Genomic DNA, 22,268 nt, shown 5'->3' with positions numbered 1-22,268 from the left:
CCCGTAAGCGGCGCTAGGGCGCAGTGATCAACAATTCCTTGGCGCCGGCGTCGGCCGCTCCCATGGACTCGACCACGTCCTTGGTGCGCTGCCGCGTTTCGGCATCCGCCTGAGGGCTGGCACAGGTACCCTGCGGCGCGTCGGCCGCAACGGAGCACCAACGGTAAGGATCGCGGATAATGACCGACGGCGCCCAGGCCAGGTCTGTCGCCGTCCACTTTCCGCCAGCGTCCTGGCCAAACTGAGCGCGGACCAGAAGGCCCTCATTGTTCACCACATACCAGGGCGACAGCTCCGTGACGCCGTTGCCCAGCCCATAGACAATCCAGGTGCCGTTGTACTTTTCGATGGGCAGCACCGAATGGGTGTGATGGCCGTAGATCATGGTGAACTGCCCGCTGTCCACCAGTGCGTGCGCCACCTCCCGTTGCTGGCTGTTGGGCTCGCTGGCGTATTCGTCGCCGGCGTGGAGGGCGCCCAGGACGATGTCCGCCCCCAAGGCCCGGGCTTGCTTGGCTTTGGCGATCATGGTGGGGGCGTCAATCATGTCCACCTGCCACGGTTCGTCGGCGACCTGCCCGTTGAGCCCGTAGGTGGCCTGGATGAGTGCCACTTTGGCCGCGGGGGTCTGCAGGATGAGGATGCCCTGGGACTCGGCCTCGGTCCGGTACGAACCCGTGTGTTTGAGGCCCACGGCGTCCAGTTGGTCGAGGGTGCGCAGCAGGCCATCCGTGCCGCGATCGATGCTGTGGTTACTGGCAGTAGTGCACGCTTGGTAACCCACGTTCTTCGCCGCCGTGATGATCTGCGGCGGCACGCTGAAGGACGGGTAGGCGGAGAACGGACCGTCCGGGCCGGCCACGGGAGTTTCCTGGTGGCAGATGGCCAGGTCACTTGCTCCGATATAGCTGCGTTGGCCCTCCAGGAGCGGCCCGAAATCCAGGCCGGGGAGCTTGGCGGCTGCGGCATCTTGTTGGGCCTGTTGCCACAGCTGAGTGTGGACCAGCATGTCGCCGGTGACCAAGACGGAGGTGCAGCGCAGCACCGGGCAGGCTGGACCTTTTCCCGGTGTCGGCGTCGGCGCGGGAACTGTTGGCGGCTGGGAGGCGGCGGGGGTCGCCTGACTGCTGGCCGCCGTCGTCGCCTCCTGTTCGGCGACCAGTCCGCAGCCTGCCAGAGCGGGCAGCATGATCGCCACTGCCGCTGCCACGAGTGGAACCCGAAAATTCGACGCCTTTGCCCCCATCCCCACATGGTACTGACGTTCGCCAGCCAAGCCGGTCATTTGGGCGCCGACGACGGCGGGCGGCCACCTTCGAGAAGGTGACCGCCCGCCGTCGGACTGCTGGAGCCGGGGTTACCAGCCGCGCTCGGCGAGTCGGTGCGGCTGCGGGATCTCGTCCACGTTGATGCCCACCATTGCCTCACCCAGGCCACGCGAGGCCTTGGCGATCACGTCGGGGTCATCGAAGAACGTGGTGGCCTTGACCACGGCAGCGGCGCGCTGAGCCGGGTTGCCGGACTTGAAGATTCCGGAGCCGACGAACACGCCATCAGCGCCGAGCTGCATCATCATGGCAGCGTCCGCGGGGGTGGCGATGCCGCCGGCGGTGAACAGGACCACGGGCAGCTTGCCTGCTGCGGCGACTTCCTTGACCAGTTCGTACGGGGCCTGGAGTTCCTTGGCCGCAACGTACAGCTCGTCCTCGGGCAGGGCGGCCAGCTTGGCGATCTCGGAGCGGATCTGGCGCATGTGGCCCGTGGCGTTGGAAACGTCGCCGGTACCGGCCTCGCCCTTGGACCGGATCATGGCAGCACCTTCGTTGATGCGGCGCAGTGCCTCACCCAGGTTGGTGGCGCCGCAGACGAACGGGACTTTGAAGTTCCACTTGTCGATGTGGTTGACGTAGTCGGCAGGGGTCAGGACCTCTGACTCGTCAATGTAGTCGACACCGAGGGACTGAAGGACCTGGGCCTCGACGAAGTGGCCAATGCGGGCCTTCGCCATGACGGGGACCGACACGGCGGCAATGATCGCGTCGATCATGTCCGGATCAGACATCCGGGACACGCCGCCCTGCGCGCGGATATCAGCTGGCACGCGCTCGAGCGCCATCACGGCCACTGCACCGGCGTCTTCGGCAATGCGGGCCTGTTCAACGTTGACCACGTCCATGATGACGCCGCCCTTGAGCATCTCAGCCATGCCGCGCTTCACGCGGTTGCTGCCCGTGACGCTGTTCGCGGCCGAGGCGGCTCCGTTGCTTACATCAGGTGTAGACACAAAAACCCCTATGGGTAGATAGATGACCATCGTCGGGTGCGCAGGCGGCGTTGCCAACCAGCCAAACACACTCGGATTACCGGGTCCCTTGACCGGGCAGAGTTAATACTAGTCCCCGCACGGCTGACGGGCTTAATCACGTTGCGCCGGTGGTCACTCGGCAGGCTGGACGTCTGAAAAAGCTTGCCGCCGGACCGAAACCATACGTTGGACAATGGTCACAAAACTGGCGGCCGCAAGAACAGAAAGGGTCACCAGCAGCACGATGGTGGGCAGGCCCAAGCCGGTGAATCCGGTCACCACTAACACGGACACCAACCGCTCGGCCCGCTCGGCTATCCCTGTGTTGGCGGTGAAACCGAGCGCCTCGGCCTTGGCCCGCACGTAGGAGACCACCATGCCGAGGACCAGGCAGACGACGGCGGCGATCGCAATGACGGTATCCTCACCACCGGTGAAGAACCAGATCGCCACGCCGGCAAAGAGGGCGCCGTCCGCCAACCGGTCCAGGCTTGAGTCGAGGAAGTTGCCCCAGCGGCCCTCGGACTTCTGCAGCCGAGCCATGATGCCGTCCAAAACATCCGAGAAGATGAACGCCGTGATGAACAGGGTTCCCCACCAGAGCTGGCCCAGGGGGTAGAACACCAGGGCGCCCACCACCACTCCGGCGGTGCCGATGATGGTGACGGCATCCGGGGACACCCCGATTCGGAGGAGCCACCGCGCGAGGGGGGTGAAGAGTGCAGTAAAAAAACCGCGGGCGTGCCTGTTAAGCATCCGGCTCCCCAGCTGGCGCCAGCCCAGATTCAGCTGCAGCGGGCCACGCCTCAGCGACCAGCTGGCGGACCTCGTCAAGGGTCTGGGTGATGGCTTTGGTTTGGGCGATGATGGGGAAGAAGTTCCCGTCGCCGCCCCACCGCGGCACCACGTGCTGGTGCAGGTGGGCCGCGATGCCTGCCCCGCCCACTGCGCCCTGGTTCATGCCGAGGTTGAACCCGCCCGGGTTGGAGACCTTGCGAAGTACGCGCATGGCCGTTTGGGTGAGGGCAGCAAATTCAGCCGTCTCCTCGAGTGTCAGGTCTGTGTACTCCGGGATGTGCCGGTAGGGGCACACCAGCAGGTGACCCGGGTTGTACGGGAAAAGATTCAGCACCACGTAGCAGGTAGCGCCGCGGTGCACGATCAACGCTTCCTCGTCGGTGCGGTTGGGACCTACGCAGAACGGGCAGGCCGCAGCGTCCTTGAACTGCTGCGAGCCGCCTTTGATGTAGGCCATCCGGTGCGGAGTCCACAGGCGCTGGAATGCGTCCGGAACGCCGGCAAGCTCAAAGTCATCCTGCACATCAGCATCCCCCGGATATCCTGCGCCTGTGTTCTCCTGCACCGTGATGATTTCCGTTCGCTAGCTGGTCCGTTGACGGACGGCGTCAGTGATCCGCTGGACCGCTTCTGCCACCGGCACGCCGTTGTCCTGGCTGCCGTCGCGGAAGCGGAAAGACACCGCGCCCGCCTCGGCGTCGTCCCCGCCCGCAATCAGCACGAAGGGGATCTTGTCCTTGCTGGCGGTGCGGATCTTCTTCGGGAACCGGTCGGAGGACGTGTCCACCTCGGCCCGGATACCGGCGGCCTTGAGCTGATCGACGACGTCGAACATGTACTCGTTGAACGTCTCCGCCACCGGGATGCCCACCACCTGGACCGGTGAGAGCCAGGCCGGGAAGGCGCCGGCGTAGTGCTCGGTCAGGACGCCCATGAACCGTTCGATCGAGCCGAACAGTGCACGGTGGATCATCACCGGGCGCTGCCGGGTGCCGTCGGCAGCCTGGAATTCGAGTTCGAACCGCTCGGGCAGGTTGAAGTCCAGCTGGATGGTGGACATCTGCCAGGTGCGGCCTAGCGCGTCCTTGGCCTGGACGGAGATCTTGGGACCGTAGAACGCGGCTCCCCCCGGATCCGGCACCAGCTCCAGGCCCGACTCCCGCGCTACTTCGCCGAGGGTGTTGGTGGCTTCTTCCCAGGTGGCGTCGTCGCCAACGTACTTGACCGGGTCCTTGGTGGAGAGTTCCAGGTAGAAGTCGTTGAGGCCGTAGTCCTTGAGGAGTCCCAGGACGAAGTTGAGCGTCTTGGTGAGCTCGTCCTTCATCTGTTCGCGGGTGCAGTAGATGTGGGCGTCGTCCTGGGTCATGCCGCGCACCCGGGTCAGCCCGTGCACCACGCCGGACTTTTCGTACCGGTAAACGGAGCCGAATTCGAACAGGCGCAGCGGGAGTTCGCGGTAGGACCGGCCGCGTGAACGGAAGATGAGGTTGTGCATGGGGCAGTTCATCGGCTTCAGGTAATAGTCCTGGCCGGGCTTGCGGACGGTACCGTCCTCGTTCAGTTCGGCGTCCACATGCATGGGCGGGAACATGCCGTCCCGGTACCAGTCCAGGTGGCCCGAGACCTCATACAGGTTGGCCTTGGTGATGTGCGGGGTGTAGACGAATTCGTACCCTGCCTCGACGTGGCGCTGGCGGGAGTAGTCTTCCATCTCCTTTCGGATGATGCCGCCCTTGGGGTGGAACACCGGCAGGCCGGAGCCCAATTCATCCGGGAAGGAGAACAGGTCAAGTTCGACGCCGAGCTTGCGGTGGTCGCGCCGCTCGGCTTCCGCAATCCGCTCCTGGTAGGCCTTGAGGTCTTCCTTGGTAGGCCACGCGGTGCCGTAGATGCGCTGCAGTTGCTGGTTGGCCTGGTCGCCCAGCCAGTATGCCGAGGAGGACCGGGTCAGCGCGAACGCGTTGGAAATGAGCTTGGTGTTGGGCAGGTGCGGACCGCGGCAGAGGTCGCACCAGACGGAGGTGCCTTCCTTGCGTTCCACGTTGTCGTAGATGGTGATCTCGCCGGCGCCCACCTCGATGTTGACGCCTTCACCCGCTTCGGCAGCGTCGTTTTTCTTGCCCAGGAGTTCGAGCTTGTACGGCTCGTTCTTCATGGCCTCGCGGGCTTCGTCCTCGGTGACCACGCGGCGGACAAACTTCTGGTTCTGGTTGACGATCTTGAGCATCATCTTTTCGAGGGTCTTCAGATCCTCGGGGGTGAAGGGCTCGGCGACGTCGAAGTCGAAGTAGAAACCGTCCGTGATGTACGGGCCAATACCCAGCTTGGCGTCGGGGCGCAACTGCTGGACGGCCTGGGCCATGACGTGGGCGGTGGAGTGGCGCAAGACGTTCAGGCCATCCGGGGAACCGATGGTGACGGCCTCAATGGTTGCGCCTGCGGGGAGTTCCTGGTCGAGGTCTTTGAGCTCGCCGTTGACTCGGGCAACAACCACGTCGCGGCGCTCAAAGAAGAGTTCCGCACCGGTTGTCCCGGGAGTCACCGTGGTCTCTTCGCCGTCGACGATGAGGGTGATCTGCTGGACATCTGACACGGGTGTCTCCTATTCAAAGTTTCAGGCTTCATAGCTTGTGGCATACGGGGACCACAGCCAGCCATCGTCAATGCTATCGGTTCGGCAGGGGTCCACCAACGCGACCCACCCGCCGCGGCCAGTGGCATCACCCGCTGAAACCGGTAATGGCCAGAGTCCTGCTGATGCCGTCCAGCGGGTGCACCACAACGTCTGCTGGCGGTTCCGGATCCTTGAACGGCAAGGTTTCTGGCTTCCCCAGATCCCAGGCCATGCTCGCACTCAGGCTGATTCCGCGGGGACCGGTGCGCCGGGTTGTTCCCTTAATCAGGAGCAACCTGGTGCCGAACAGCAGCAGCCCGGCGTTTTCCTGCGCTTCATGGAAGAAGACCGAATCGATACACCCGGTGCCGTCGTCGATGCTGATGAAGACTACCCGCCGGCCACCACGCATGGGCGGGGTCTGGGTGGCGATCCGCACCCCAGCCACCAGGACTTCCGTGCCGTTGCGCAAGCCCAACAGCTGATCTGCCGTGCTCACCCCCAGCCGGTCCAGCAGGGGCCGATGGCTGTCCATCAGGTGGCTGCTGACGTCAAGGGCCATCAGGTCCAGTTCGGTCCGCACGGTTTCTACCAACGTGGGCGGAGGGAGCCCTGGTTTGACGTTGCGTAGTTCCACATCTCCCAGCGGTAACGCGAGTTGGCCGTCCAGCACCTGGACCCCCTTGCGGGTACCGGTCCCCTGCAGCGTCTGCAGATGATGGACCAGGTCCGCCCGGTTGGCGGTGCCGCCTGCTTCCTTGTGTAAAAAGTCGAAGGCACCGAGTTGGGCAAGTCGCTTGATGGTGGGTTTGCTGACCCGTGACCTGGCCCGGAGGTCTGCCAATGAATCGAACGGCTGGCCCGCCACAATCCGCTTCAACTCGGTTCCGGAGAGACCATAGATCCCGTTCAGGCTCAGCCTGATGCCCAGCTTGCCGGCATCCTTGCCCGTATGAATACGTTCCACCCGGTATTCGGCGCCACTGTGGTTGATGTCGAGGGGCAGGATGGGAATCCCCAGCCGGCGGGCTTCCGACACCAGCAATCGTTTGGGATACATGCCGGGATCGTGCTCCCATAATCCGGCCAGGAAAGCCTCGGGGTGGTGCGCCTTCAACCACGCCGACTGGTAGGTGGGCACGGCAAACGCCGCTCCGTGGGCTTTACAGAACCCAAAGCTGCCGAAAGCCTTGAGGGTCCCCCACACCTTGTCCACCACTTCGGGAGAAAAATCGTGTTCCCGGGCGGCCTTGCGAAAGAATCCCTCCACCTTGTGCTCTTCCGCCTCGTTGCCCAACGCGCGGCGATATTCATCTGCCTTCGCCAACCCGCACCCGGTCATCACATTGAAGGTACGCAGGATCTGCTCGTGGAACACCGTGACCCCGTGGGTTTCTGCCAGCACCGGTTTGAGTTTTGGGTGCGGATAGACTTCCGGCGCGAAGCCGTGCCGATGCTCTAGGAATGGCCTGACCATGTTTGATTTCATGGGCCCTGGCCGGAAGAGCGAAATGTCGATGATGAGATCATTGAACTCCCGCGGCGCCATCTTGCCGATCAGCTCACGTTGGCCAGGAGATTCGATCTGGAAGCAACCCAAGGTGTGGGTGCTCCTGATCAGCTCGAAGGTGGCCTCATCATCGAGGGGAACGGCATTGAGATCGATAGCCCCGTCCGCTGCGATGTAGCCGGGGCCGGACCCGTCCATCCCCACCGGGTGCTGGCCGGCAGCCACCACCTGATCCTTGGACGGGTGGATCCGGATGATCTCTCGGACGGCGAACGCCATGGCACTCTGCATCCGGACGCCCAGGACGTCAAGCTTGAGCATTCCCATCGGATCCATGTCGTGCTTGTCGAACTGGCTCATGGGCAGCCCCATGCCGCTGGGTTGTACGGGGGTGCGGTCCAGCAGGGTGGCGTCCCCCAGGATCACCCCGCAAGGGTGCATGGAAATGTGGCGTGGGAGCCGGTCCAGGCGTTCGGTGAGGTCCACCAGGAGGTCGAGTTGCTGGTTTCCGTCATCGTCCCGCTGTTCCACTCGGCCGGCGAACTGCCGCAGTTCAGGTTTCTCCTGCAACGCTTCGCGGAACTTTCGCGCCGAAAAGCGCCACAGCTGTTTGGCGATTTCGCCAACCTCGCCGTCGTCCATGCCGAGGGCCATCCCGGCGTCGCGCACTGCTCCCCTGGCGCGGTAACCGTTCTGCATGCTCATCAAGGTGACCCGTTCGGCGCCGAACCGCTTGAAGATCCGGTGGTAGACGTTATGCCGTTCAGCGCTTTCCACATCGATGTCGATATCTGGCAGGGTGGCCCGGTCCTGGGACAGGAAGCGCTCGAAAATGAGGTCGTGCTGCAGTGGGTTGACCTGGCTGACATCGATCAGGTAATTGACCAGGCTGGAAGCACCGGAGCCCCGGGCGGCGGCCCTGACTCCCATCTCCTGAATCATCCGCGACACCTCCGCCACGGTCAGGAAGTAGGCCGAAAACCCCAGGTTGCTGATGATGCCCAGTTCGTGCTGCAACCTGTCCTGCACGGCAGCTGCGGCGGTCCCGGCAACACCGGGAAACCGCCGGCCGATCCCCGCCTCACAGCGTTGCACCAGCTCCTGGTATGGGTCCTGGCTGATGCCCAGCACCGAGGCTTCCGGCACCCGCGGCTGCTTCCAGCCCATGTCCGTGCCGGGATCCAGCCGGCATCGATCGGCGAGCGCTTCGGTCTGCGTCATCAGCTGGGTGAGGTCCGCGGCGCCGTATCCTGCGGTCGTAATGATTTCCCTGGCGAGCCGCACCATCTGCTCCCCTGTTTTCAGCCAGCCTTGCCCGGTGGGTTGCAGGAAGGGTTCCTCGGCCAGTTCGGGCAGGGATTTGAGGGCACGGGCTGAGTCGAGGACATCTGCCGTGGGGGCGCCGTCTTCCACGCTGTACCGCACGGCGTTGGCGAGGATGGCTGGGACGTGGTGCTCTTCGGCGAGCCGCAACATCCGGACGGCGTGTGAGGTACTCAGTGCCGTCCCTGGGGCGCTGAGCTGCGAGACGATTTCAGCCACCAGGGTTCCAGCGGGCATGGCGTTTTGCCAGTCCTTGAAAAGGGTCCGTGGCCTGAGGTATTTCCTGCCGCCCATGGCGCGGCCTACGTCCGAGTCCGGGCCGAGCAGGACTGTCAGAACCGGTTTGAGGGTGACGGGGTCCACTGCCCTGGAGGCCAGCTCTGCCCGGGTGATGGCAACCGGCACCGTTCCGCCTGCCTTTCCTGAGGTGCGGGCGTGGGCGTCCGAGACAACCCGGCACAGGGCGCGGTAGCCAGCGCCGTTGTTGTGGCCCCGGGCCAGAACCACCACCCTGCCCGTGATTCGGGTATGGCGGGGGTCGTCGTCGGCGAGGATGGCGAGGTCCACTCCCACAATGGGGTCCAGCCCCTCTGCCATGCAGGCCTTGAGGTGTTTGATGGTGCCGTAAAGGCCATCCCTATCCGTGCAGGCGAGCGCGGTGGCGCCACCTGCCTTGGCCGCGCGGGCAAGTTCGTCGGGCCAGGAGACCCCGTAGTGGGCACTATAGGCAGAGGAAACGTGGAGGTGTGTGAAGCTCATGCTGTTCTGGGGTGGGGTGGATCGGGGTCGGCTGGCTCGGTGTGGAGTGCGTCGTGGAGGCGAAGTAGTCGCCAGCGGCCGTTGCCGGCATTCCTGGTGAGGTCTAGGGTGAGCGGCTCTTCAGCAACAGGCTCCCGCCGCCCCTGCTGGGGCTCGGGCTGAACCTGGAGCCGCCAGATTTCGTGGTCCACCAGTCCCGGCCCGGTACCCAAGGGAGCTCGGCTTTCTTCAGCCCACCAGGAACGCCGCTCATACCAGCGCACGGATTCGGCGCAGACAGTATAGGAGCGGCCAGCCCACTGCACGTGAACTGGTTGGCCATCAGCAGAGCAGGTAACCTCCACTGATTCGCTGAACAGTCCCATCCCGCTTCCTCACCCAAGAATTTATTCGAATGTATGTTCGAATAAAGGAAGTCTACGCGCAGCAGATGACAATGCCTACCCGCCAGCAGAACGCATGGGGTGGGTTACTTGGCGGCCGGGATGAGTGAAGCGATCAGGTCTTCGATGCGGGACTTGATCTCGTCGCGGATGGGACGGACCGCGTCCACGCCCTGGCCTGCGGGGTCCTCCAGGACCCAGTCTTCGTAACGTTTGCCGGGGAAGTACGGGCATTCGTCGCCGCAGCCCATGGTGATCACGACGTCGGATTCCTTGACGGCTTCGGTAGTGAGGATCTTGGGGATTTCAGCTGACATGTCGATTCCGAGTTCGGCCATGGCCTTTACGGCGGCCGGGTTGACCTTGTCCGCTGGTTGCGACCCAGCTGAGCGGACTTCAATGGCACCTGCAGAGAGGGTGGTCAGGAAGGCGGCGGCCATCTGGGATCTGCCCGCATTATGGACGCAGACGAATAAGACGGTGGGCTTCCTATCGTGTACGGTGCTCATGGACTTCTCCTAGGGGTGTAGCGGCTGGTGGGGCGGGGAAGAAGCGCGTGCGGGCCCACAGTGCGGCATAGACGAGCCCGACAAGAACCGGAACTTCGATCAGAGGTCCGACGACGCCGGCGAGCGCCTCCCCGGATGTCACACCAAAGGTGCCGATGGCCACGGCGATGGCAAGTTCAAAGTTGTTCCCTGCTGCTGTGAAAGCAAGGGTGGTGGTCTTGGCGTAACCGAGGTTCAGCACCCGGCCCAGGACCATGCCCGTCCCGAAGACAACCAGGAAGTAGACCAGCAACGGCACGGCAATGCGGACCACGTCCAAGGGCCGGGAAGTGATGGTGCCGCCCTGCAGGGCAAAGAGAAGCGTGATGGTGAACAGCAGACCATAGAGTGCCCAGGGCCCGAGCTTGGGTAGGAACCTGTTCTCGTACCAGTCTCTGCCTTTGGCCTTCTCCCCAAGGGTGCGGGTGAGGAACCCTGCCAGCAGCGGAATGCCCAGGAAGATCAGCACTGACGCTGTGATGGCCCAGAAGGAGAAGTCAGCACTGGTGGTAGGCAGACCCAACAGGGACGGGAGCCACTGGAGGTAAAACCAGCCCAGAGCACCGAAGGCAAACACCTGGAAGACGGAGTTGATGAGCACCAGTACGGCGGCGGACTCGCGGTCACCACACGCAAGATCGTTCCAGATCATCACCATGGCAATACACCGGGCCAGGCCAACGATGATCAGTCCGGTGCGGTATTCAGGCAAGTCCGGGATGAAAATCCACGCCAGGGCAAACATGAAGGCCGGAGCCAAAAGCCAATTGATCACCAGCGAAGTGATCATCAGTTTCCGGTCAGCCAACACCCGGTGCGCCTGGTCGTAACGGACCTTCGCCAGCACCGGATACATCATCACCAACAAACCCACAGCAATCGGCAGGGACACTTCGCCGACTTTCACCGCCTCCAACGCGGTGTTCAGCCCCGGGATAAGACTGCCCAACAACAGACCCAAGGCCATGGCGGCAATGATCCACACCGGCAGGAAACGGTCCAGGGTGGAGAGTTTGCCAACGACGGCGGCCTCATTCCCGCGGAAGGGTGGGATGTCAGTCCGGATACTCACGGGTCTCCTGTGCAGCACTAAATTGATGATGATCGATATGTGAAGTATCCCCAGTCATATCGATAACTGTCAATCCATGGGCATAATGGGACTTATGAAGACCCTGCAAATTCTTGAGCCCGCAGCCGACGCCACCTGCTGCGTACCGACGGCCAAGCCAGCCTTGAGCGCTGCAGAAGCCCAACAGAAGGCTCTCGTCTTCAAGGCCCTGGCCGACCCGAACAGGCTGCGGCTCCTCTCGATCGTCAAGGCGGGCGGATCAGGTGGGTCCTGCGTCTGCGACCTCACCGAACCCCTCGATCTCGGCCAGCCCACGGTCTCCCACCACCTGAAAATCCTGGTCGACGCCGGTCTGCTGCACCGCGAAAAGCGCGGCACCTGGGCCTACTACTCCCTGATTCCAGGAGCCCTCGACGACGTCGCCGAGATCTTGGCTACCCTCTGAGCACCTGGCGGTAAGCCCCAAGTGCGGTTCGCCCACAGGAAGGGTGGACGGACAGGACGCCAGGTAGCAGGATGGACCAATGAGCACCCATGACGCACTCCTGAAAAACGTCAGCATCGAAGCCAAGGACGCTACCCTGGTGGCTACCTTCGAGGTCGAGGGAAACATTCCGGGCGCTGGCGCGTACGTGGTGGGTCTGGTGGCTGCGAGCCCTGACTACTCTTCCCAGCGCAGGCTCGGTATTGAGTTCATGAACGGGGAGGCCATCGCCTTCTACTCATTCAGTCACGAACAGGGCACCGAAGAAAACTATGACCTCGCCGGTGTCAGCCATTCCGGCTCGAACATCACCGGTAATTTCCCCATGTCTGCAGTGCATGGGCTCGGCAAGGGCCACGTCATCTCAGGGTTCAGTGAAGCCGATGGACGGGAATTCCAATCCGGAGTCCCCGTCCACGAAGCGCTCTAGCTGGTTTCTTTGTGCACGCGCATTTCCAGTTCAATGAAACCGGAAATCATGGCGCGATACGTTGACTCCACAATGTCAGGGTCAATGTCCTTCTTCTCGGCGGCACTGCGAACGTGCTCAATGATCCGTTCGACGCGTCCAGGTGCACGGACTTCGGCGTCGTCACCCTTGAGGGTGCCGGCTATGCGAATCAGCCGTTCGCGGCGGGCAATGAGGGTGACAATTTGCTCGTCAACCTCGTCCACGGCAATCCGGACGGCGGCAAGTTGTTCCTTGTCGGCCAGGGCGTCTCTGTCGTTTCCTGGAATAGTTGCCATGGTTCGAGGGTAGCGAGCAGGCAACCAGGAGTCGACCTCCGGACAAAGGCTGAGACGATGTTGGGAACCGTCCCCTAGAAAAGGGCCTCCTCCGGATGGATCAGCTGGGGTCCGTTGTTGCGGACGTTCCCCACGTCCTTGCCCACTGACTCCACCCGCCAATCGGCCGCCACTCCCGTGACTCCCGCCTTGACCAGGTCCAACAGATCGGCTGGATCTTCGGCGGCAGGGTCCAACCAGGCCGCCATGGTGTCGGCGTCCATGGGCAGCGGCACCCTGTCATGAAGTTCGGTCAGCTTCCCAAAAATTGTTGACTCGGCTCCCTGCGGCGGCGTGTCTGCCGTCAGGATGGACGTGGTGAGCAGCCATGCGGCAGGCTCCTCAGGGTTGGCGGTGGGCACCTTCCACCACTCATATAGGCCGGCGAAAACCAGCCCCTCGTCCGTCCCCGGATGAACGTAGTACGGCTGCTTGGTTTTGCCCGGGCCTTGCTTCCACTCGTAGTAGCCGTCAGCCGGGACCGCGCACCGCCGGGACTTCATGGCCTTGCGGAAAGCGGGCTTCTCCAACACCGTCTCACTGCGGGCATTGATCATCCGCGAACCGATCCCCGGGTCCTTCGCCCACGACGGCACCAGTCCCCACCGCGCCACGTGCAGCTGCCGCACGGGCTGCGGGCCGCCGTCGTTCTTCACACGTTCCAAAACGATCGGCACGGCATCGGTGGGCGCCACATTCCACGACGGCGGGAGGCTGACTTCCTCTTCCAGTTCGGCATCGAACTGCGCCAGCAGGTCCCCGACGGCGCGTGCCATCACATAGCGTCCACACATGGGGTCCAGCATGCCACAGGCGGCAGGGAATACTGGGCGAAATCCAGCGGTTAGGACAAGTACTGCCCGTACCAACCCACAGGAGAGTTTCTTGGACTTCACCCCGGAACCCGGCACTATCACCATGTTTTCCACCACCTGGTGCGGTTACTGCAACCGGCTCAAGAAGCAACTCGACGCCCAAGGCATCGGCTACACCGAAATCAACATCGAAGAAGTCGAAGGCACTGCCGAACTCGTCGAAAAGCTCAACGGCGGCAACCAGACCGTCCCCACCGTCTTGTTCCCCGACGGCAGCGCTGCCACCAACCCCTCCGCCGCTGAAGTGAAGAGCCGGCTGGCTGCCTGACATACGGCGGAGCACCATGCCGGAGCACCGGCCCTTGTGATAGACAGAACGGGACCAACACTGCGTGTGCTGGTCCCGTTCTGTCTATCTGCGTCAAGGGAGCCTTCCGTGGTCCATAAAGTCAAAGGTGTCGTTGCCCTCTCCAAAGGTGCGCCGGTCACCCTCGAAACCATCCTCGTCCCGGATCCCGGACCCGGCGAGGCCCTCGTGGACATCATCACCAGCGGCGTCTGCCACACCGACCTGCACTACAAGCTCGGCGGAATCAGCGATGACTTCCCCTTCCTGCTGGGCCACGAAGCAACGGGCGTCGTCAGCGCCGTCGGCCCAGACGTCACCAGCGTGGTCCCCGGGGACCGGGTGGTCCTGAACTGGCGGGCTGTCTGCGGCACCTGCCGCGCCTGTGCCAAGGGCCAAGCCCAATACTGCTTCAACACCGCCAACGCCACCCAGAAAATGACCCTCGAGGACGGCACCGAGCTTTCCGCCGCACTGGGAATCGGCGCCTTCATTGAAAAGACCCTCGTGGCCGCCGGGCAGTGCACCAAGGTTGATCCCGACGCCGATGCCGCCGCCATCGGGCTCCTCGGCTGCGGCGTCATGGCCGGCCTGGGCGCCGCCATCAACACCGGCGGAGTCAAGCGCGGCGACACCGTTGCCGTCATTGGCTGCGGCGGCGTGGGCGTTGCCGCCATCGCCGGCGCAGCGCTCGCGGGCGCCACCACGGTGATCGCGGTGGACATCGACGCCAAGAAGCTGGAGCGTGCCACGCACCTCGGCGCTACGCATACTGTCGATTCCTCCGAAGGCGACCCCGTGGAACAGATCCGCGCACTCACCGGCGGCTTCGGCGCCGACGTGGTGATCGACGCCGTCGGCCGCCCCGAAACCTACAAGCAGGCCTTCTACGCCCGCGACCTCGCCGGCACTGTGGTCCTGGTCGGCGTCCCCACCCCGGACATGACGCTGGAATTGCCCCTGCTGGACGTGTTTGGCCGCGGCGGCTCGCTGAAGTCCTCCTGGTACGGCGACTGCCTGCCGTCCCGCGACTTCCCCATGCTCATCAGCCTCTACCAGCAAGGCAAGCTGGACCTCGACGCATTCGTCACCGAGCGGATCAGCATCGACCAGGTGGAAGAGGCGTTCGACAAGATGCACGCCGGCGCCGTCCTCCGCTCCGTGGTTGAGCTGTGACGGCCCGGATTGACCGGCTGGTCACCTCTGGCACGTTTTCGCTCGACGGCGGCACCTGGGACGTGGACAACAACGTCTGGATCGTGGGGGACGACGCCGAATGCGTGGTCATCGACCCCGCGCACGACGCCGCTGCGATTGCCGCAGCCATCGGCGGCCGGACGTTGAAGGCCATCCTGCTCACCCACGGCCACGATGACCATATCGCCGCCGTAGGTGCGCTTCGGGACCTGGTTCCGGCGCCGGTCTACCTGAACGCCGCGGACCTGATGCTGTGGCAGGCCGTGTACCCGGACACCGAACCGGATGTGCAGATCGCCGCTGGTGACGCGTTCGAAGTTGCCGGGTTGTCCCTGACGGCGTTGCCCACTCCTGGCCACTCACCGGGGTCCGTGTCCTTCCACGCAGCGGAAGGGCCCGACGGCGGTCCAACGGTTTTCACCGGCGACACCCTCTTCCAGGGTGGTCCGGGAGCCACGGGCAGGTCCTACAGCGACTTCCCCACCATCATCGAATCAATCCGCACGCAGTTGCTGACGTTGCCGGCCGAGACGGTAGTTCGGACCGGACACGGCGACTCGACCACCATCGGCGCGGAGGCTCCCCAACTCGGCGAATGGATTGCCCGCGGTCACTGATCCCGTGCGGGTCATGCTCCCAGGCTGCTGAAAGGCGCTTCAACCAGGGTGGCGTGACCCGCATAGGTCTCCAGCAGGGCAGCCTGCACGACCTCGACGGTCAAGCCGGGAACCAGGTCATCTGCCGCTCCCGCGGTGGCAGGGTCCCAGGCCAGGCCCAGGGCAGCGTAGCTGTCGATAAGGACGGTACGGATCGGCGTGGAGTTTTCCACCACGATCACGGAGCTGAACAGCCACCCACCGGCCACCACGCGTTGGGCCGTGCCCACCAGCTTCACCCGGTGACTGGTGTCTGCGGCGTCAACACCGTGCACACTGTATTCACCGGGACAGTACTCCCCCGGGATCTCGCCAACAGCGGACTGCACCCCCGCCCGCTGCAGGGCCACGGCGAAAAGTTCGCCAAAGTAGCCAAACCGGGTCTTGGAACCGGCCACAGCATCCTGATCAGGCTCAATGTGGTCCACGATCAGTGTGCCCTCGTGATAGGCGGCGGCGCGGCCCCCTGCCCTGCGGACCAGCGGCTCAAACCCGTGGTCCCGGCAGGCTTGCTGGGCAGACTCGAAGCCCGGCAACCGCGTGTCCCGTTGGCCGAACGCCACGGTGGGAGCTGGCCGGTACAGCCGGAGCATCGGGCCCACAGCGCCGGTGCGGGCCCTGGCCAGCAGCTCCAGCCCAAACTCTAGATCGCGGGCAGCGCCGAGGGTCCGGTCCTGGCGCACCACGGTCAAGACATCGGCAGTGGCCATAGTGCAAAGCTCCCTCAGGTCATGGGCTTGGGCCCGGCGTTGGGCACAAAACCACACCTAGGGTACGCCGTCCCGGCAAAGTCCCCAAGGAGATCACCGGCTACACCCCGCGGCGCCCCACCCAGAGTCCGTGCAGGAGCGGCAGCACCGAAGCGATCATGAGCACGGTGCCCAGCACGGCATCATCTGCCCGCACCACCGCCCCGGCGATCACCAGACCCGCGAAAACCAGCGCCGACGCGGCCCTGCGGGAGCTCCTATCCAACCGCGCCACCTGCCGCTCGAGCCTAGGAGTGGCTACGGGCAGCGACCCCTCGTCCAGCCGGGTCAGCAAAAAATCCACGCGACGGGGCAGGCCCAGGGTGACGCTGGCAATGTCCAATGCCTGCCGGCCCACGTCCTGGGCAATGTTCCCGCGTTCGTCCTTGAGCAGTTGGGCCGCAAACGGTTCCACCGAGTCCCAGAGGTTGAACTTCTCATTCAACGAACTGCAGACTCCGGACGTCAGCGACATGGTGCGGATGATCAGCAGGAAGTTCTCCGGCAGTTGGAACGGCAGGGAACGCACCACGTCACCAAATTCAAGGCCAAAGTCACGGAACTCGCGCGGATCAACGTCACGTAGCTCGGCGAACCCCATGCCGCCAAACCGGCCGAAAAGGTGGGTCATGGCCCGTTCTAACTCAACCGTGTCAGCGGAGGGAACAAGTACGCCAACGTCCCGGATTGCCGCCACCAGGCCTTTGCCATCGCGGGCGGCGGCTGCGATCAGGAGCTTACGCAGCCCGCTGCGGGTACTGGCAGTGACTTCGCCCATCATGCCGAAGTCGATGAACGTCAGCTTCCACGGCTGTCCCCCGGCCTCAGCCGGAACGGGAGTCACAAAGATGTTCCCCGGATGCGGGTCAGCGTGGAAGAAGCCGTTGGTGAAGAGCTGTTCAAACATGACCGAAGCGAACACCGGCGCCACGTCCGCCGGATCAATGCCGGCGGCCCGGAGCCCTTCCGCATCGGTGATCTTGATGGCCGTGACGTCTTCAAGGGTCAGCACCCGCCGGGTACTGCGCTCCCACACCACCTGGGGCACGCCCACCCGCACGTCGCCGGCGAAGTCCTCCGCAAACCGGACCGAGTTCGCAGCCTCGTGTAGATAATCAATCTCTTCGAAACTGGTCAGGGCAAACTCTTCGACCAGTGCCGGCATGTCAGCCCGCCTCGAGACCAGCCGGATGTGGCTGAGCCAGCCGCCCACCTTCCGCAGGGCGGCCAGGTCGACGTCGACAATCGCCTCAATGCCCGGCCGCTGCACCTTGACCACCACGTTCTGCAGTCCGGTGTCCGCTATGTCGGCCGGCAGCAGCCGGGCGCGGTGTGCCTGGCCCAGGGACGCTGCAGCGATGGGAGTCTCGTCAACCCAGTCGAAAACCCTCTCCAAAGGTGCACCAAACTCGGCTTCGGCCAGCGCCCGGATGGCGGGGAACGGAACCGCCGGCACCTCATCCTGCAGGCCCTCAAGTTCCTTGGTGATCTCCGGCGGCAACACATCGAGGCGCGAGGACAGGAATTGTCCCACCTTGATCATCAATCCGCCCAGCTCCACGGCCAGGTCGTGGAATCTCCGGGCGAAACGTTGCATCCGCTTGGCCCGGGTGCGCTCGGCGACCCGGGCCAAGCCGACCCTCGGCAGAAATAACTCGAACCACCACGTCACAGCCAGGTTCCAGGCCGCAAAACGCAGGATCCTGCGGTATCGGGCCTTGGTGTCTCCGGCTCCTGCGCCCGAGCTGGTGGAGTAAGCGGGGCGAACCGATGGCACTCCCGTTAGTCCTGGGCGAGGATGGAATACAGCCGACGGCGAGCCTCGTCCAGCACCGATACGGCTTGTTTGACCTGGTCCGGGGTGCCCGTCCGGCCCACTTGCGCAGCGGCCTGGGCCAGTTCCACCCCGGCTTTGGGCAGGGCGGTGACGCCTGGGCTCTCCTGCTGGCTGGGGCCGCTCTCCCACGGGGCCGCGTTGCCTGCACCTGCTACGTCGTCGCGGCCAGCCTCGGTCAGCGAATAGATCTTCCTGCCGTTGGCTTCCTCGGCGCTGATGAAACCCTCATCGGCCAGCAGCTGCAGGGTGGGGTACACGGAGCCGGCACTGGGCTTCCAGCTGCCACCGCTGCGTTCCTCGATCTCGCGGATGATCTGGTAGCCGTGCATGGGACGCTCAGCCAGGAGCGCCAGGACAGCTGCCCGCACTTCACCCTTGCCCACGCGGGTTCCCACGCGCTTCTCAAACTGGGACCGAAGGTTTTCCACGGCCTGCCACATGCCGTCAATGTTGGGTCCGCCGGTGAAACCGCCGGCCGGGAATGAACTGCGCATGATGGGCTCCTCTGCTCGGTAACGATATACAACGATACCTAACGATACATCCGAACGAGCAGACCCGGAAGAGCCGCCAGATCAGGTCTGCCGCAGTGTCAGGATCTGCTCCGCACGGCCGAAGGGCCCCTGCTGGTCGTGGAGGATGGTCGAGGTGAGCCCAATTCCATCGCCCCCGAACGACACCCGGTTATCCAGGCCCAGCCACTCGCCAGCCGGCTGCCGGTGCATGTGGATCTGGAGGTCAACGTTGGGGAACGCGTAGCTGTCCTTGCCGGGCGGAACCCGCGAGGCGATGCCGTTGGCGGTGTCCACCAGGCCAACCAACCGGGCCACGTCGCTGGCATCGCCGCGGTCCGTCAGCGGGTGCGATGTCCGGAGCCAGACCTTGCCCGCTCCAGGCCGGTGACCTTCCGCCACCCGAATCTCCAGCGAGGCGATGAAACCACCCGGCCAGATGCTGGTGACATCGAACGGTTCGCAGTCAGCAGGAGCCGGCATGGCAGGATCCTCTACCGCCGCCACCGCAGAAGTATCGCTGGTCAGAATCCGCCACGCCGTGGCGCGGATGGCTGTCCGGCCGTTGGCGCTCAGTTCGGCCTGGACCAGTTCGATGGTCCGCCCCGGACGGAGCGTGGAAACCTCAACCTGGCAGTCGCCGGCATGGATCAGGCCGAGAATCTCGTAGCTGATCCGGGCCATTCGCAGCTCCGGCCGGGGCGCGTGGAGTTCCAGGGCGTGGGCCAGCAGGCCTGCGGCGGGAGCCATGTGCTGTTCGTGTTCGTTCCAGGCGCCTTGGGCGTGAATCGTGGACCTGAAGCTACCGGCACCCAGGTCCTGGTAGTAGGAATTTCCTTCGGCCAAGCCAGACGGGAGGGCTGTCAACGGGTACCTTTCGGGGAGTCGGCGCAATGGCGCCCATCCTATCGCCAGCCAGGAACGCGCCGCCGTCAAAACCCAGCACCGGATTGCGGAGAAATGTTGGCGCGGGGTGGGAAGCTACTGGGTAGACTCAGGAACCGATCCTGTCAGCCACCCTCGGAAGAGGTGTTTCATGCGCGTCATCAGCTACAACCTCCGCAAGCATCAGGCGAGCGGGGAACTCCTCGCCCTGGCCCGGAACCATGACATCGATGCGCTCTGCCTGCAGGAGGTGGATTCCACCGATCTACCCGAGACGCTGGGCCCCCTGCATCTGGCCGACTCCACCAAGGGGAACCGCCTGGGCCTTGCCATCTATTACCGGACCAGCCGCTTCACAGCCCTGGATACCCAGTCTTTCGCCCTGCAGAAGTCAATGCATGACAGGGTCTTGGCGCCAGCGCACGAGCGCCTGATCGGCACCAGGGTCATGGACAACGAGACCCAGCACGAATTGGTCATTGGCTCGTTCCACGCGGCTCCACTCACGGCTTCAAACTCGCTGCGCCGCAAGCAGATCCATGCCGCCCACGCCGAACTGCTCAGCATGGGCGAGGGCTTGATGACGCTGATGGTGGGCGACTTCAATTACCCTTTCTTCACCAAGAATCTCGACGTCCACATGAAGAAGTCCGGCTACTCGCTCTCGCTGAGCAACCGGCGGACTTACACCCGGTACAAGGTCTTCAAGGGACATTTCGATTTTGCCACCTCATTGGGCTTGGACATCACCAGCGTGGAGACCATGCCCCGCGGCAAGTCCGACCACCTGCCCATCCTGGTGGAAGCGGAGTACGGCCGGGACTACTAGCCCGCCGCCAGCAACTTTTCCTGGAGAGCGGGCCAGGCTGCCGCGAACCCCGGGTGCAGGTCCTGGTTGGCGACGTCCGCCGCTGGCACCCAACGAAGTTCAATGCTTTCGGGATCGTTGATGGCAGGGTCGAAGGGCTCCGTCACCAGCAGCACCACCGTGGTGTAGGACCAGTAACCTAGGTCCAGCACCGAGGTGAAGAGAACCTCCACGCCGACCGCCGGCACCGCTGCCTCCTCATGGGCTTCGCGGAGCGCGCCAGTGACCGCGTCTTCGTGCTGGTGTAACGCGCCGCCGGGCAGTCCCCAGGTGCCGCCGTTATGACTCCACATCGCTCGATGTTGCAGCAGGACTCCCTTGTCCGGATCGTAGGCAAGCACGCCTGCAGCTCCGAACCTGCCCCAGAAACGCCCCTGGTCGCCTTCCACCCACGCGTCACCAGGGTCCCTGGGGCCGATGCGCGGCGGCGGAGTGGAAGACATGCCGGGTGCCAAACGATGATCCATGCCCCCAGTCTGGCAGGTGTCAGCGTGGTGGCGCGTCTTTGTCCAACTGCCGGTCCAGGTACGCCGCCGCGGCCGGCAGTCCAGGTGCGGGGTCAGCCCGCCAGCGAGCCAGGATGACGTCGGCGCGCTGCCGGTCCCGCTGACCCAGTCCGCGGAGCAGGGGAACCACCACGTCGGCAAGTAGTGGGTCGGCCAGTTCATCGGTGTGCGCCGAACGCAGGAATCCTTCGATCCGGGTCAGGTCCGTAGGCAGGAGGAGGTTCACCCTCGACTGCAGCAGGACCACCGCGGCGAGCCGCCGCTCATAGATGGGCAGGACCCCGGGCCTAGGCTGCGACCACAACGTCGACGCGAGGAGTGTGACGCCGTCGTGCTCCAGCGTGCGGAACTTCCGTAGCGCGTCCCGCACCGTACCGCGCACGGCACCCACTGACGACCCGTAGGAGCCGAGCAGGCCACCCAGCCGGGACCCGACATCGTCCGCCCGATACCAGGCGCCCTCCTTCTGGAGCGTGGCGTCGATGAAGTCCGCTGCCGCGGCTACCACGGTGGGATCCGTCATGCGTTCCGGCCGGCGCTGGCGTGCGTGATGCAGAACGGAGTCCATGGTCGCGCCTCAAGCCGACCGGCTGCGATCGCTTGGCCGCAGACCGCGCACAGCCCATACGTGCCAGCCTCGATGCGGCTGAGGGCAGCCTCGATGGCTGCCAGCCCGGCGTCTGATTGGGCGGCCAGGGCGGCAGCCTGGGAGAGCTCGAAGGCGATGGTGGCGCCTTCTGGATCGTGTTCGTCGTCCACGTTGGAGTCTTGCCTAGCAGCGTTTGCCGCGGCGATGTCCGCCCGGAGGGAGGCAATCAGCGTCAATTTGAGGGCGCGCTCCGCCTCGAGAAGTCTGCGGAAATGTTCAACGCCTGCCATCCCAGCAGCCTAGCCAAATCAGTACCAGTTCGTGGCCATCGAGTGGTTCCACGCGGCGCACGGTGAGCCGTAGCGGCCGCTGATGTAGCCCAGGCCCGAGTCCACCTGGGTGCGGTAATTGGTGAGCCAGTCGCCGCCCGCGCTGGCGTATTTGCCGGCGGGGAGCGATTGGGCGATGCCGTAGGCGCCGGAGGAAGGGTTCGTGGCGGTGGTCAGCCAGTTGGATTCCTTGGTCCACAGCTGTGAAAGGCAGGGAAACTGGTCCTGGCCCCAGCCGTAGGCCGCCAGTCGAGAAGCGGCGTAGTTCTTGGCGGCGGCGGGATCGTTGACTGCCCCGCCAGGAACGGAAGGTACGACGACGGGTGGCGGGCTCGGTGCTGGCGCCGGCTGGGGTGCCGGGGCCTGATTTACCGGGTTGGCGGGGGCGGGATTCGCC

The 22,268-nt window shown here is 64.4% G+C and carries 25 protein-coding genes; 6 read left to right on the top strand and 19 right to left on the bottom strand.

Annotation, left to right across the window (positions count from 1 at the left end; all coding sequences use genetic code 11):
* Positions 1 to 13: 13 nt before the first annotated feature.
* From PSET11_RS13035 to arsB, 9 genes are all read right to left on the bottom strand, one after another.
* Positions 14 to 1,246 (bottom strand): CapA family protein, encoded by a 1,233-nt coding sequence (locus PSET11_RS13035; RefSeq protein WP_238989152.1) that lies wholly within the window; start codon positions 1,244 to 1,246, stop codon positions 14 to 16.
* 111 nt (positions 1,247 to 1,357) lie between these two features.
* Positions 1,358 to 2,284 (bottom strand): pyridoxal 5'-phosphate synthase lyase subunit PdxS, encoded by a 927-nt coding sequence (pdxS, locus tag PSET11_RS13030; protein ID WP_124092758.1) that lies wholly within the window; start codon positions 2,282 to 2,284, stop codon positions 1,358 to 1,360.
* A gap of 153 nt (positions 2,285 to 2,437) precedes the next feature.
* The gene (gene pgsA, locus PSET11_RS13025) at positions 2,438 to 3,061 is read right to left on the bottom strand and encodes a phosphatidylinositol phosphate synthase (RefSeq protein ID WP_124092757.1); all 624 of its coding nucleotides are present in this window, start codon (positions 3,059 to 3,061) and stop codon (positions 2,438 to 2,440) included.
* Positions 3,054 to 3,668 (bottom strand): HIT family protein, encoded by a 615-nt coding sequence (locus PSET11_RS13020; RefSeq protein ID WP_124092756.1) that lies wholly within the window; start codon positions 3,666 to 3,668, stop codon positions 3,054 to 3,056. The genes pgsA and PSET11_RS13020 overlap by 8 nt, the downstream gene beginning before the upstream one ends.
* Before the next feature lie 18 nt (positions 3,669 to 3,686).
* A complete protein-coding gene (thrS, locus tag PSET11_RS13015) occupies positions 3,687 to 5,696 on the bottom strand; it encodes a threonine--tRNA ligase (RefSeq protein WP_124092755.1) in 2,010 nt (669 codons plus the stop codon).
* Between the two features lie 127 nt (positions 5,697 to 5,823).
* Positions 5,824 to 9,309, bottom strand: a complete 3,486-nt coding sequence (locus PSET11_RS13010; protein WP_124092754.1) for a DNA polymerase III subunit alpha — start codon at positions 9,307 to 9,309, stop codon at positions 5,824 to 5,826.
* Positions 9,306 to 9,674 (bottom strand): DUF6504 family protein, encoded by a 369-nt coding sequence (locus PSET11_RS13005; RefSeq protein WP_124092753.1) that lies wholly within the window; start codon positions 9,672 to 9,674, stop codon positions 9,306 to 9,308. Before PSET11_RS13005 ends, PSET11_RS13010 begins: the two co-directional genes overlap by 4 nt.
* A gap of 104 nt (positions 9,675 to 9,778) precedes the next feature.
* Positions 9,779 to 10,201 (bottom strand): arsenate reductase ArsC, encoded by a 423-nt coding sequence (locus PSET11_RS13000; protein WP_124092752.1) that lies wholly within the window; start codon positions 10,199 to 10,201, stop codon positions 9,779 to 9,781.
* Positions 10,182 to 11,306 (bottom strand): ACR3 family arsenite efflux transporter, encoded by a 1,125-nt coding sequence (gene arsB / locus PSET11_RS12995; protein WP_377946853.1) that lies wholly within the window; start codon positions 11,304 to 11,306, stop codon positions 10,182 to 10,184. Before arsB ends, PSET11_RS13000 begins: the two co-directional genes overlap by 20 nt.
* 100 nt (positions 11,307 to 11,406) lie before the next feature.
* Between arsB and PSET11_RS12990 the strand changes: the two genes are divergently transcribed.
* Positions 11,407 to 11,757, top strand: coding sequence for an ArsR/SmtB family transcription factor (locus PSET11_RS12990; protein ID WP_124092751.1), 351 nt, complete (start codon positions 11,407 to 11,409; stop codon positions 11,755 to 11,757).
* Positions 11,758 to 11,836: 79 nt separating this feature from the next.
* On the top strand, positions 11,837 to 12,226 hold the full coding sequence (locus PSET11_RS12985) for a hypothetical protein (RefSeq protein WP_124092750.1): 390 nt from the start codon (positions 11,837 to 11,839) through the stop codon (positions 12,224 to 12,226).
* On the opposite strand, the gene PSET11_RS12980 is transcribed toward PSET11_RS12985, so the two are convergent.
* Positions 12,223 to 12,543 (bottom strand): chorismate mutase, encoded by a 321-nt coding sequence (locus tag PSET11_RS12980; RefSeq protein ID WP_124092749.1) that lies wholly within the window; start codon positions 12,541 to 12,543, stop codon positions 12,223 to 12,225. The genes PSET11_RS12985 and PSET11_RS12980 overlap by 4 nt on opposite strands.
* A 74-nt stretch (positions 12,544 to 12,617) precedes the next feature.
* Positions 12,618 to 13,376, bottom strand: a complete 759-nt coding sequence (locus PSET11_RS12975) for an SOS response-associated peptidase (RefSeq protein ID WP_124092748.1) — start codon at positions 13,374 to 13,376, stop codon at positions 12,618 to 12,620.
* 91 nt (positions 13,377 to 13,467) lie between these two features.
* Between PSET11_RS12975 and PSET11_RS12970 the strand changes: the two genes are divergently transcribed.
* From PSET11_RS12970 to PSET11_RS12960, 3 genes are all read left to right on the top strand, one after another.
* Positions 13,468 to 13,725: a mycoredoxin gene (locus PSET11_RS12970; RefSeq protein ID WP_124092747.1), complete on the top strand. Its 258-nt coding sequence runs from the start codon at positions 13,468 to 13,470 to the stop codon at positions 13,723 to 13,725.
* A gap of 108 nt (positions 13,726 to 13,833) precedes the next feature.
* Positions 13,834 to 14,919 carry an S-(hydroxymethyl)mycothiol dehydrogenase gene (locus PSET11_RS12965; RefSeq protein WP_124092746.1) on the top strand — a complete coding sequence of 362 codons (1,086 nt, stop codon included), beginning with the start codon at positions 13,834 to 13,836 and terminating at the stop codon, positions 14,917 to 14,919.
* Positions 14,916 to 15,557 carry an MBL fold metallo-hydrolase gene (locus tag PSET11_RS12960; RefSeq protein ID WP_124092745.1) on the top strand — a complete coding sequence of 214 codons (642 nt, stop codon included), beginning with the start codon at positions 14,916 to 14,918 and terminating at the stop codon, positions 15,555 to 15,557. The genes PSET11_RS12965 and PSET11_RS12960 overlap by 4 nt, the downstream gene beginning before the upstream one ends.
* 11 nt (positions 15,558 to 15,568) lie before the next feature.
* On the opposite strand, the gene PSET11_RS12955 is transcribed toward PSET11_RS12960, so the two are convergent.
* From PSET11_RS12955 to PSET11_RS12940, 4 genes are all read right to left on the bottom strand, one after another.
* Entirely contained in the window at positions 15,569 to 16,306 is a 738-nt protein-coding gene (locus PSET11_RS12955) for a lipoate--protein ligase family protein (protein WP_124092744.1), read from the bottom strand.
* Between the two features lie 100 nt (positions 16,307 to 16,406).
* Positions 16,407 to 18,122, bottom strand: coding sequence for an ABC1 kinase family protein (locus PSET11_RS12950; RefSeq protein ID WP_124092743.1), 1,716 nt, complete (start codon positions 18,120 to 18,122; stop codon positions 16,407 to 16,409).
* Positions 18,123 to 18,127: 5 nt separating this feature from the next.
* Positions 18,128 to 18,676, bottom strand: a complete 549-nt coding sequence (locus tag PSET11_RS12945; RefSeq protein WP_124092742.1) for a PadR family transcriptional regulator — start codon at positions 18,674 to 18,676, stop codon at positions 18,128 to 18,130.
* A gap of 81 nt (positions 18,677 to 18,757) precedes the next feature.
* Complete coding sequence (locus PSET11_RS12940; RefSeq protein ID WP_124092741.1) at positions 18,758 to 19,561, bottom strand: thioesterase family protein; 804 nt, start codon at positions 19,559 to 19,561, stop codon at positions 18,758 to 18,760.
* 169 nt (positions 19,562 to 19,730) lie between these two features.
* Here PSET11_RS12940 and PSET11_RS12935 point away from each other — a divergent pair, with 169 nt between their 5' ends.
* The gene (locus PSET11_RS12935; RefSeq protein WP_124092740.1) at positions 19,731 to 20,408 is read left to right on the top strand and encodes an endonuclease/exonuclease/phosphatase family protein; all 678 of its coding nucleotides are present in this window, start codon (positions 19,731 to 19,733) and stop codon (positions 20,406 to 20,408) included.
* On the opposite strand, the gene PSET11_RS12930 is transcribed toward PSET11_RS12935, so the two are convergent.
* From PSET11_RS12930 to PSET11_RS12915, 4 genes are all read right to left on the bottom strand, one after another.
* Entirely contained in the window at positions 20,405 to 20,914 is a 510-nt protein-coding gene (locus tag PSET11_RS12930) for an NUDIX domain-containing protein (RefSeq protein ID WP_124092739.1), read from the bottom strand. The two genes, PSET11_RS12935 and PSET11_RS12930, sit on opposite strands and share 4 nt — an antisense overlap.
* A 19-nt stretch (positions 20,915 to 20,933) precedes the next feature.
* Complete coding sequence (locus tag PSET11_RS12925) at positions 20,934 to 21,476, bottom strand: DNA alkylation repair protein (protein ID WP_124093015.1); 543 nt, start codon at positions 21,474 to 21,476, stop codon at positions 20,934 to 20,936.
* Positions 21,473 to 21,832 carry a TraR/DksA family transcriptional regulator gene (locus PSET11_RS12920; RefSeq protein WP_124092738.1) on the bottom strand — a complete coding sequence of 120 codons (360 nt, stop codon included), beginning with the start codon at positions 21,830 to 21,832 and terminating at the stop codon, positions 21,473 to 21,475. The genes PSET11_RS12925 and PSET11_RS12920 overlap by 4 nt, the downstream gene beginning before the upstream one ends.
* 18 nt (positions 21,833 to 21,850) lie before the next feature.
* On the bottom strand, positions 21,851 to 22,268 hold a 418-nt coding region (locus tag PSET11_RS12915), incomplete at its 5' end, for an aggregation-promoting factor C-terminal-like domain-containing protein (protein ID WP_462897918.1).

Source organism: Arthrobacter ulcerisalmonis, assembly GCF_900609065.1.
Taxonomy (GTDB): Bacteria; Actinomycetota; Actinomycetes; order Actinomycetales; family Micrococcaceae; genus Arthrobacter; species Arthrobacter ulcerisalmonis.
The sequence above is the reverse complement of the archived record's forward strand: the minus strand, read 5'-3'. Positions and strand labels throughout refer to the sequence as shown.